The organism is Grimontia indica (genome assembly GCF_000333895.2).
Taxonomy (GTDB): Bacteria; Pseudomonadota; Gammaproteobacteria; order Enterobacterales; family Vibrionaceae; genus Enterovibrio; species Enterovibrio indicus.
The window spans coordinates 131,887-142,230 of record NZ_ANFM02000001.1 but is presented as its reverse complement, the minus strand read 5'-3'; the positions used below and the strand labels follow the sequence as shown (position 1 = coordinate 142,230).

The window sequence follows — 10,344 nt, the reverse complement described above, 5'->3', positions numbered from 1 at the left end:
CGAGGAATAGTCGTTCTATTTCCGTGGAATTTAACGAAGAAGTGGGCGCATTGATGACCTCCCTTCGGGCGAGTTGACTGGCGCCGTGCTCTTTGTTGTCCCTTTTTGATGGAGGTGACTACACCTACAAAGGGACGCCGCGATCACAACACCAGTCAATCTCGCTGAATCAGGCATCTTCAGGTTGTTTGGGTATTCAGTCCGTTACCAACCGTAAGTGACTGATGAGTCACCTACTGCTTACCCATGCTTCAACTATCGTTGATAGAGGTTCATGGGTTTCTGAAACATCAGAAGCAAATGGAGCATGCAGTTTTTCTTTCGGTCCAGTAACGAAAATAACAGGAGCGGGTATGGAAGCGCGTGAAGTAAAAACGGCGGCAGACGCCAAAAAGATTGTTGAAGAAAGGAAGCTCTCTCACGTCAAAGTCGGTTTGTTTGATAACGATGGCGTGATGCGTGGCAAGTACATGTCGAAAGAGAAATTCTTCTCTTCGCTGGATGGTGGATTTGCTTTCTGCGATGTAGTGTTGGGCTGGGATGTCAAAGACCAACTCTACGACAACGCCAAATACACTGGCTGGCACACAGGTTATCCTGATGCCCCGGTTCGTATTCTTCCTGACACCTGCCGCGATGTGCTTGATGAAGATGGTATGCTGCTATTCATTGCGGAGTTTTCTGGCGATGCCGAAGCGGTTTGTCCTCGCGCCACACTCCGCCGTGTACTTGAAAAAGCCGCAGACATGGGGTTTGACGCCTACGCTGCACTTGAATATGAATTCTTCATTTTCGATGAAACACCTCACTCCGCCCGCGAGAAAGGCTTCCGCAACCTGAAAACCATTACGCCAGACTGGTTTGGTTACTCGATGATTCGTAACTCTACTTACTCAGGTTTGTATAAAGCAATTCTCGCCATGGGTGAAGCCATGGACTTTCCGATCGAAGGCATCCATTCCGAAACCGGCCCTGGCGTTATCGAAGCTGCGTTGACTGTAGACGACGCAAAAGAGGCCGCTGACAAGGCCGCGCTGTTCAAAACCTACATGAAGGTGCTGGCACAGAAAAACGACATGATGGCGACCTTCATGGCCAAGTGGACCAATGATTACCCCGGCCAAAGCGGACATATTCACATTTCGCTTCGAGACCGCGCTTCGGGGAAAAGTGCCTTTTATGCGCCCGATGCAGAGCTCAATATGAGTGACGTTCAGCGCCACTTCCTCGCGGGTCAGCAACTTCTGATGCCGCAATTCCTTTGCATGATTGCCCCAACCGTCAACAGCTACACCCGAATGATCCCAGGCTTTTGGGCACCAACGGATGCGACCTGGGGCGTTGAGAACCGCACCACATCTCTTCGTGTCATTCCGGGTTCTGATAAATCGCAGCGCATTGAGTACCGTCTTGGCGCTGCAGATGCCAACCCTTATCTCGCCCTTGCTGCGGCACTGGCCTCTGGCCTTTATGGCATTGAACACAAGATGAAACCTACAGATCGCATCGTGGGTAACGCCTATGAAATCGAACATCCTGAAGAACTCCAACTGCCCCGCACACTCTGGGAGGCCGCACAGTCTTTCAAACAATCGGAAGCTGCCAAAGCCATGCTGGGTGAAGCCTTCGTGGAACACTTCGCCGCGTCACGTGAGTGGGAAGAAAGAGAATTCCGCAAGCATGTGACCGACTGGGAACTCGACCGTTATTTTGAAATTATATAGGTGAAGACATGGAGCGTTTTCAGACAATTACACCCGTAGATGGCTCGGTTTACGTCGAGCGCCCTTTTGCTACAGCAAGCGATATAAATGCCGCACTGGAAAGTGCCTCCAAGGCCTATTCGCCATGGAAAAACACGCCACTTGAAGTGCGCCAGGCTATATGCCGCAAAGCCGTTGAGTGTTTTGTTGCGAGGGGTGATGAAATTGCAGAAGAGATCACCTGGATGATGGGGCGCCCTATTTCCTATACCAAAGGTGAAGTGGCAGGCTTCGAAGAACGCGCGATGCATATGATAGACATTGCGCCTGAAGCCCTTTCACCCATGCCTTTACCAGATAAAGCGGGATTTCGTCGTTACATCAAGCGGGTTCCACTCGGTACAGTATTCGTGGTTGCACCCTGGAACTACCCATACCTGACTGCGGTTAATGCGATTGTTCCTGCTTTGTTGGCCGGTAACACGGTACTGCTCAAGCACTCTGCCCAAACGCCTCTTTGCGCCGAAAGAATGGCAGAAGCATTTGCAGAGGCGGGGTTACCCGAAGGCGTTTTCCAATATCTTCACCTTTCCCATGCTGATACCGAATCCGTCATGCAACACGATTCAATCCGGCATGTTGCATTCACGGGTTCAGTACCTGGCGGCAGGGTCGTTGAGAAGGCCATTGCTGGTCGCTTTATCAGCGCAGGTTTGGAGCTTGGCGGCAAAGACCCAGCCTATATATGCCACGACGCCAATGTTCCCAATGCTGTTGACACTGTCATCGATGGCGCTTTTTTTAACTCCGGCCAATCATGCTGTGGTATGGAGAGGCTTTATGTCCATGATGCTGTTTATGACGATGTTGTCGATGCAGCAGTAAAACTCGTGAACCAATATCAACTCGGCAGACCCGATGAAGCAAGCACAACACTTGGGCCTTTAGTTCGCACCGCTTCTGCTGATTTTGTGAGGGGCCAAACGGAAGAAGCGATACTTCAAGGCGCAAAACCCATGATTGATGCGTCCGATTTCCCGGCTAGTCAGCTTGGCACCCCTTATTTAGCACCACAACTTCTCATTAACGTAGACCACAGTATGCGGGTGATGACGGAAGAAACTTTCGGCCCCGTTTTAGGTATTCAACGTGTCAGCAGCGACGAAGAAGCCTTGCGCTTGATGAATGAAAGCGAATTTGGTCTGACTGCGGCGATTTTCACTGAAGATGAAGAGCGCGGCGAGCAATTAGCCGATAGCACCGAGTCCGGCACCGTTTTCCTTAACCGCTGCGATTACCTTGACCCCGGTCTGGCTTGGGTAGGCGTCAAAAACAGTGGACGGGGATGCACCCTATCAAAAATTGGGTTTGAGCATCTAACACGACCCAAGTCTTATCACTTCAAACGCGTTTAGGAGCGGACATGTCATTATCAAACTGGAATTACCCCACTGCAATGACAGCCGGTATCGGCGCGTTAGAGGCCTTGCCCGCTGCATGTAAAAGCCTGGGAATGCATCGGCCATTGCTGGTCACTGACCCCGGCATTGCGGCGCTGTCGATGACGCAACAGACGAGAGACCTGTGCGAGCAGCAAGGGCTGTCTGTAGCACTGTTCTGTGATGTGCAAGGCAATCCAACAGGCCAGAACGTCGAATCGGGAAATACGGCTTTCAAAGAAGGCTCCCATGATGGCGTGATTGCACTAGGTGGAGGCTCAGCCTTAGATTGCGCGAAAGCCATCGCGTTATCAGCGGAACAGTCTCAACCACTTTGGGCGTTTGAAGATGTGGGCGATAACTGGGCACAAGCAGACCCAGAACTCATTGCCCCCATCGTTGCGATTCCAACCACGGCAGGTACAGGTTCAGAAGTGGGTCGTGCATCTGTCATCACTAAAGAAGATGAAAAACGTAAGCTCATCATCTTTCATCCTCAGATGCTGCCAGGAAAAGTCATACTGGATCCTGAACTTACCCTTGGCCTGCCGCCTCATATCACTGCAGCCACTGGGATGGATGCGTTGTCACACTCTCTTGAAGCGCTATGTGCCCCAGGCTATCACCCTATGGCAGAAGGTATTGCCATTGAAGGTATCCGTTTAGTGCAACAAAACCTCCCCATTGTTTTTGACAACGGGGCAGATAAACAAGCCAGAATGCAGATGTTGGTTGCTTCCAGTATGGGCGCAACGGCATTTCAAAAAGGCCTGGGTGCTATGCACGCCATCGCCCACACACTTGGCGCTTTGTACAACGCTCACCATGGCCTGCTGAATGCCATCCTGATGCCATACGTATTGGAAGCGAATCGCAGAGAAATCGATGAGAAAATGGAGCGATTGGCTCGTTATCTAGCGCTGGAAGGCTCTGGCACGGATGCCGTATTGAGCTGGGTACTGGCATTACGAGAATCTCTGGGGATTCCCCACACACTGGCTGATATTGGGATTAATGACTCCGAAGCTGAAAAGGTCGGATTGATGTCTATCAATGACCCATCTGCGGGAGGTAATCCGATCCCGTTTTCTGCTGATGAATACAGCCAACTCTTTCTCAACGCTGTCCATGGAAAAGGACTCTGAGAGGCATTATGCGTATCGGTCTCCTGCTTTGTGATGATGTGAAACCAGAGCTTCAAAGCACGCACAGAAACTATCCTGACATGTTCGAGATGACATTGAAGAAGGTCGATCCTTCGCTTTCTCTGCACTGCTATCGAGTCATTGACGATGAGTATCCCGCAAGCATCGATGAGTGTGATGGGTATGTTATTTCTGGCAGTCGCTACTCCGTTTATGACGATCTCCCCTGGATTAAACGGTTCGAGCATTTCGTCAGAACACTGTATGAACAAGGAAAGCCCACGGTAGGCATTTGCTTTGGCCATCAAATGATGGCTCAGGCACTGGGTGGCAAAGTCGAACGTTCAGAAAAAGGCTGGGGAGTCGGCATTGCCACCAGCAATTTGTCAGCAGAAGAAAAAGTCTCACAACCTTGGCTACAAAGTCTCAAGCCTGACTTTTCACTTGTCGTCAGCCATCAGGATCAAGTCAGCCAGCTCCCCCCTGACAGCACGACACTTGCCAGCAGCGAGTTCTGCCCTATTGGCATGTTTACCGTTGGCAGCCACTTTCTGGCAATTCAAGGGCATCCCGAATTCAGCCGCGCTTACTCCTTCGATTTGATGGAGTCACGCAGGGATCGTATTCCGGGAGAGGTCATCTCTCGCGGGCAAGCCTCCCTGCAGCAAACTCCGGACGCAGAGCTTGTTACACAATGGTTGCTGGATTTTCTGAAGGCTAATCAGACCTCACCCGGCAAGCCGTCGCCGTCTACGAAGCCTTAAACGACCCCATTCAAGGAAGGAAGTATTTATGGAGTCATCACGTTTACCCGAGGATAAGAATCTGGCTTACCTGCCTGCGTTCCTCGCTACCTACGTCAGATTTGTTGAATCAATTAACTTCTACATCGGTCGGTTTGCGATGTATTTGATATTCCTAATGCTAGGTATTCTCGTCTATTCATCAGTCACCAAAACCTTTTTCCTGCCTTCGCTTTGGACGCTTGAAATGGCGCAGTTTGCCATGGTCGCTTACTACATGCTTGGTGGCCCCTACTCTATGCAGCTCAACAGCCATGTACGCATGGACTTGGTTTACGGCAACTGGTCACCGCGCACCAAAGCGATGGTCGACAGTTTCACGGTGATTTTTCTTATCGTTTATCTCGTGATTTTGCTTTATGGCGGCATTTCCAGCACCTCCTATGCGTTGGAGTATGGCGAGCGCAGCTATTCGGCTTGGCGGCCGTATATGGCACCAATCAAACTCATCATGTGTTTCAGTATCTTCCTGATGCTGCTTCAAGCCACCGCTGTGATGCTCAAAGACATCGCCAAATTGCGCGCGCCAAAGGGTATGGAAGATGAATCAGAAGGAGGCACGCAATGAGTTATGAATTGATCGCTTTGCTGATGTTTTCTTCCATGATGCTGATGCTGCTAACTGGACAACGCGTATTTGCTGCTATTGGTTCCGTTGCTGTGATTGCTTCTCTGCTGCTTTGGGGTGATGGCGGATCTGAAATTGCTTTCGGCGCAGCCATGAAGCTGATGAAGTGGTATCCGCTGCTAACCTTGCCCCTGTTTATCTACATGGGCTACATGCTCTCAGAGTCTGGTATTGCAGAAGACCTCTACAAAATGTTCCATGTCTGGATGGGACCGATTCACGGTGGTTTAGCCATCGGAACGATCTTGTTGATGGTTGCGATTTCAGCCATGAACGGACTCAGCGTAGCTGGCATGGCTATCGGTGCGAGTATTGCCCTTCCCGAACTGCTCAGGCGGGGGTACGACAAGATCATGGTCACCGGGGTGATACAGGCAGGCAGTTCGCTCGGGATACTGGTGCCGCCCAGCGTGGTACTGGTGCTCTACGGCATGATTGCACGCCAGCCTGTGGGACAACTTTGGCTTGCCGGCGTATTGCCGGGTCTGCTGATGGCGAGCATGTTCATCATATACATTGTCGTCCGCTGCAAAATGCAGCCGCATCTCGGTCCTGCGCTTTCCAAAGAGGAACGTAATGTCCCGATGAGTGAGAAGCTCAAACTTCTGCGCGCAGGCATTCTCCCGCTCGCCATTTTCTTTTCTATGACAGGCCTGTTCCTAATGGGTGTCACCAGCTTGGTGGAAAGCTCGGCCGTCGGCGCTCTGGCAGCGACCATTGCTGCCATCGTCAAGCGTCGTATGACCAAAGAAGTCATGGAAAACACGCTGCGTAAAACCCTCGCCATCAGCTGTATGTTCATGTGGATCATTCTTGCAGCTCTATGCTTTGGCGCGGTATTTGACGGTTTAGGCGCAGTCAAAGCGATAGAAGCGCTGTTTATCGATAGGCTGGGTCTGACGCCTTGGGAAGTGTTAATCCTGATGCAACTTTCTTACCTCATCATGGGAACCTTCCTCGACGATACCGCCATGCTGGTTATCGTTGCCCCTCTCTACGTGCCATTAGTGAAGTTACTCGGCTTCGATCTTATCTGGTATGGCGTGCTCTATACCATTACCTGTCAGATTGCCTATATGACACCGCCATTTGGCTACAACCTGTTCCTGATGCGTGCGATGGCACCTCCAGAGGTGTCACTGACCGACATTTACCGCTCTATCGTGCCGTTTGTTCTCATCATGATCTGTGCGCTTGTCATTGTCATGGCATTCCCCCAGATCGCGCTCTGGCTGCCAGAATGGCACTACAGCCGATAGGAGGAAACCATTACAAAAATCACTCTCAAATATGCAACTACACTCAAATCAATGGAAATGTGTGTTTATCGAATTAATGACGTAATAAGGACACCACTATGAGTAACAACAGACGTGATTTTCTGAAAAAGGCAGGTATCGTCGGCGCTGCTAGTTCAACGGCGATTCTGGGTGCACCAGCTGTAGTATCAGCCAAAGAACCCATTCGCTGGAGACTGCAGACCTATGCTGGCCCAGCGCTCGCTGAACATGTCATCAAACCTGCTGTAGATGCGTTTAACGCTGCAGCCAATGGTGAAATGGTCATTGAGCTGTATTTCGCCGACCAGCTTGTTCCTACGGGCGAGTTGTTCCGCGCAATGCAGAAAGGGACGATTGATGCAGTACAAAGTGATGACGACTCCATCGCAGCTCCGGTCGATATCTCCGTGTTTGGCGGCTATTTCCCCTTCGCTACCCGCTATAGCCTCGATGTTCCAGTACTGTTTGAAGAATACGGCTTGAAAGAAATCTGGCAGGAAGCGTATGGCGAGGTCAAAGGTGTGACCTGGTTAAGTGCGGGTTCCTGGGATCCTTGCCACTTCGCAACGGTAGACCCAATTCGTAGCTTGGCGGACTTGAAAGGGAAACGTATCTTTACCTTCCCAACTGCTGGCCGATTCCTTTCCCGTTTCGGTGTTATCCCTGTCACTCTGCCTTGGGAAGATGTGGAAGTGGCAGTGCAGACCGGCGAACTGGATGGCATTGCATGGTCCGGTATTACAGAAGACTACACCGTTGGCTGGGCAGATGTGACCAACTATTTCCTGACGAATAATATCTCCGGTGCTTGGTGTGGTTCCTTCTTTGCCAACACTGAGCGTTGGAATGCACTGCCAGAACACCTGAAAGTGCTGTTTAACCTGATGATGGATTCTTCACACTATTATCGTCAGCACTGGTACTGGGGCGGCGAAGCGAAACTCAGAACAAGTGGTACCAAGATGCAGCTGACCACAATTCCAGATGAAGAGTGGCGACAGGTTGAGGTCGAGGCTTACAAATTCTGGGACGAAATCGCTGAAACCAGTCCACGAAATGCTCGGGTGATAGAAATATTTAAAGAATATGCAGGAGTGATGGAGAAAGCGGGTAAACCTTACCGCTATTCCTAATTCGTCCGTCACGTTTGAAAAGCGGCTGAGAGAGGCCGCTTTTTTTAAGCGGCTAGAATGAAAAAAACCAGCGTTGATAGGCCAATACCGACGCTGGTTTTCCTCGAGTTTTTACGTTGGCAGATTTAGAGTTCTGCCCTCTCATTAGTTTCCTTCAGCTGATAAAACCAAATGAAAGAAATGAAAGTCTTTTGGTTCAGAATCAGTCTGTAAGTGGCGGCCTTGCATTACTGACTGATTTTGAACACAGGGGTAATTTAGTACCTGATGAATAAGAAAACTGTGAGGTAAACAAGAAAGTTCCTTTATGTTTTATGCAGATGCAGCAATTTTGCGAGTCAGGTAATACTGTGGAAATAAGATCACAGTTGTGCTGAAAAATATGTACACCAGTGGACGTTAATCCCTACGCAAAATCCGTGCTACATTCCGCTCTTCCGAGCTCATAAAGCCTCTTTTCACGTATTTCACGGCGCGCTTCATTCCATTCCATGATCACTTGCTCTCGGCTTTCTCCCCGTCCCATGTCACTGAATAGATACCTATCAACCGTGTGATTAAATGCTTCCAGATCCATTTTTTCCTGATACACGACACCCATAAACTCAAAAGCCTGAGACTTCTCTTTGTTACTGCCGATAACGGTAAACTGCTGCAGGGTGTCCAGTGCCGCTTCATACTCACATTGGACGATTTGTTGCTCTGTACCCAGCAACTTGCCATGCACACCATAGGTAGACACATAGCTGCAGCCGGAAACCATGCCCATTGTCATCAGGCTCAGCAGTAACTTTTTCATGAAAAATCCTTATCAAAATGAGGCGGCAAATTTTTGTCGTTGACTAAAAAACTAGCAATAATCAGGCCTATAAAACAAAAAAAGCCGGGGTTCAATCCCGGCTCTTCATATCTGATTGTTTGGCACTAAGGCAACTAAGGGCGCTTACCCAACTTCACTGTGCCATTTTGTTCGAACATCGCCGCTTCTTTGCGTTTGCGGCCAATCAGCAGCGGCTTGTCATCGTAGAACAAGAAGTTTTTCCAGTACTTCTTGAACATTCCCCAACGGGTTTCAACGATATTGCCTTTGTCGTAACAGAAGTAAACCACCGCATTATCTTCCCATGGGAAAAACGCCAATACGTCCTCCGGCAAATCGCCTTCTTCTTCCCAAGGGTGCTGCCAGTCAGATTCTTGCTCCCACACATCACGCATGATCGCCCAGTCGCCTTTACCGAAGTGATCCGGCGTTGGGCTTTGTTGGCTGACAAAATCGCGCCATAGCTGCCCGCCGCGCTCTTCGGTCATCGGTTTGATGTGCTCGCGGTCTTCTTCTGTAACAGGCATAGACTGGTGCGTGAAAATCCACTTACGTTTGTATTCTTCAAAGGGAATGTAATTCATAGTTCTCTCAGAGTTCGCGGGCGTTATTTCCCCGCGAACATGTAACCTTCGCCATGGACAGTAATGAACATTTGCGGCTTTTTGGGTTCGACCTCGATTTTGTTTCGTAAGCGTCGAACTAATACATCAATGGTTCTGTCATTGGGTGCATCGACCCGATGGCTGATCAAGTTCAAGATCCGCTCCCGACTCAACACCCGGTTGCGGTTCGCCGTGAACGCCACCAGCATTTCATATTCTGCTTTGGTGAGTTTCACTGCGTTGTCGCCCTTGTTCAATGCCCGACGTTCAATGTCGAATGTCCAGCCATTGAAGTTCACGATGTTATCACTTTCTTTTACTGAACTCTGCATTTCAGGCAGAGTATTCGCCTTGGAAATGCGCCAGAGCAAATTGCGAACTCGCACAAGAAGTTCTCGTAATTCAAGTGGTTTGGTGCAGTAGTCATCTGCCCCCATTTCCAAGCCAACAATTCGGTCAATGCTGTCAGTTCTCGCGGTAATAAGAATAATACCGACATCGGATTTACTGCGCAGTTGGCGTGTCAGCATCAACCCATCCTCGCCAGGGAGGTTGATATCAAGCAGCACTAAGTCAACGTGCTGCTCGTTCATAATCTGATGCATTTCCTTGCCGTCAGCGGCCTGACTGACGTGATATCCCTGTTTTTCGAAGTACGCGCTCACCATGGTGCGAGTCACTGCTTCATCATCTACGACCAAGATGTGATGCGTCACATTTACCCTGTTCACATATCGTCATGAGGAGGCGCACTGTACCACCTAAATTGCTAACAAACTTGATTTATC

10 protein-coding genes are annotated in these 10,344 nt (G+C 49.9%); 7 read left to right on the top strand and 3 right to left on the bottom strand.

Translation table 11 applies throughout. The features are described from left to right. The first annotated feature begins 353 nt into the window (after positions 1–353). From D515_RS00610 to D515_RS00580, 7 genes are all read left to right on the top strand, one after another. Positions 354–1,724, top strand: coding sequence for a glutamine synthetase family protein (locus D515_RS00610; protein WP_002535148.1), 1,371 nt, complete (start codon positions 354–356; stop codon positions 1,722–1,724). Positions 1,725–1,732: 8 nt separating this feature from the next. Next, positions 1,733–3,118, top strand: coding sequence for an aldehyde dehydrogenase family protein (locus D515_RS00605; RefSeq protein WP_002535146.1), 1,386 nt, complete (start codon positions 1,733–1,735; stop codon positions 3,116–3,118). 8 nt (positions 3,119–3,126) lie between these two features. Further along, the gene (locus D515_RS00600; protein ID WP_002535145.1) at positions 3,127–4,287 is read left to right on the top strand and encodes an iron-containing alcohol dehydrogenase; all 1,161 of its coding nucleotides are present in this window, start codon (positions 3,127–3,129) and stop codon (positions 4,285–4,287) included. Between the two features lie 8 nt (positions 4,288–4,295). Continuing rightward, a complete protein-coding gene (locus tag D515_RS00595; protein WP_002535143.1) occupies positions 4,296–5,051 on the top strand; it encodes a GMP synthase in 756 nt (251 codons plus the stop codon). Positions 5,052–5,079: 28 nt separating this feature from the next. Next, a complete protein-coding gene (locus D515_RS00590) occupies positions 5,080–5,658 on the top strand; it encodes a TRAP transporter small permease subunit (RefSeq protein ID WP_002535141.1) in 579 nt (192 codons plus the stop codon). Then, positions 5,655–6,977, top strand: coding sequence for a TRAP transporter large permease (locus tag D515_RS00585; RefSeq protein WP_002535139.1), 1,323 nt, complete (start codon positions 5,655–5,657; stop codon positions 6,975–6,977). Before D515_RS00590 ends, D515_RS00585 begins: the two co-directional genes overlap by 4 nt. Before the next feature lie 98 nt (positions 6,978–7,075). Continuing rightward, positions 7,076–8,131, top strand: a complete 1,056-nt coding sequence (locus D515_RS00580) for a TRAP transporter substrate-binding protein (protein ID WP_002535138.1) — start codon at positions 7,076–7,078, stop codon at positions 8,129–8,131. A 406-nt stretch (positions 8,132–8,537) separates the two neighbouring features. Here D515_RS00580 and D515_RS00575 read toward each other — a convergent pair whose 3' ends face one another. The 3 genes from D515_RS00575 to torR all read right to left on the bottom strand — a co-directional run bounded on the left by D515_RS00575 (position 8,538) and on the right by torR (position 10,272). Beyond that, positions 8,538–8,930, bottom strand: a complete 393-nt coding sequence (locus tag D515_RS00575) for a hypothetical protein (RefSeq protein WP_002535137.1) — start codon at positions 8,928–8,930, stop codon at positions 8,538–8,540. Between the two features lie 134 nt (positions 8,931–9,064). Beyond that, positions 9,065–9,535, bottom strand: a complete 471-nt coding sequence (locus D515_RS00570; RefSeq protein WP_002535136.1) for a DUF2947 domain-containing protein — start codon at positions 9,533–9,535, stop codon at positions 9,065–9,067. A gap of 23 nt (positions 9,536–9,558) precedes the next feature. Then, positions 9,559–10,272 carry a two-component system response regulator TorR gene (gene torR, locus D515_RS00565; RefSeq protein ID WP_039849380.1) on the bottom strand — a complete coding sequence of 238 codons (714 nt, stop codon included), beginning with the start codon at positions 10,270–10,272 and terminating at the stop codon, positions 9,559–9,561. Between the last annotated feature and the right edge of the window lie 72 nt (positions 10,273–10,344).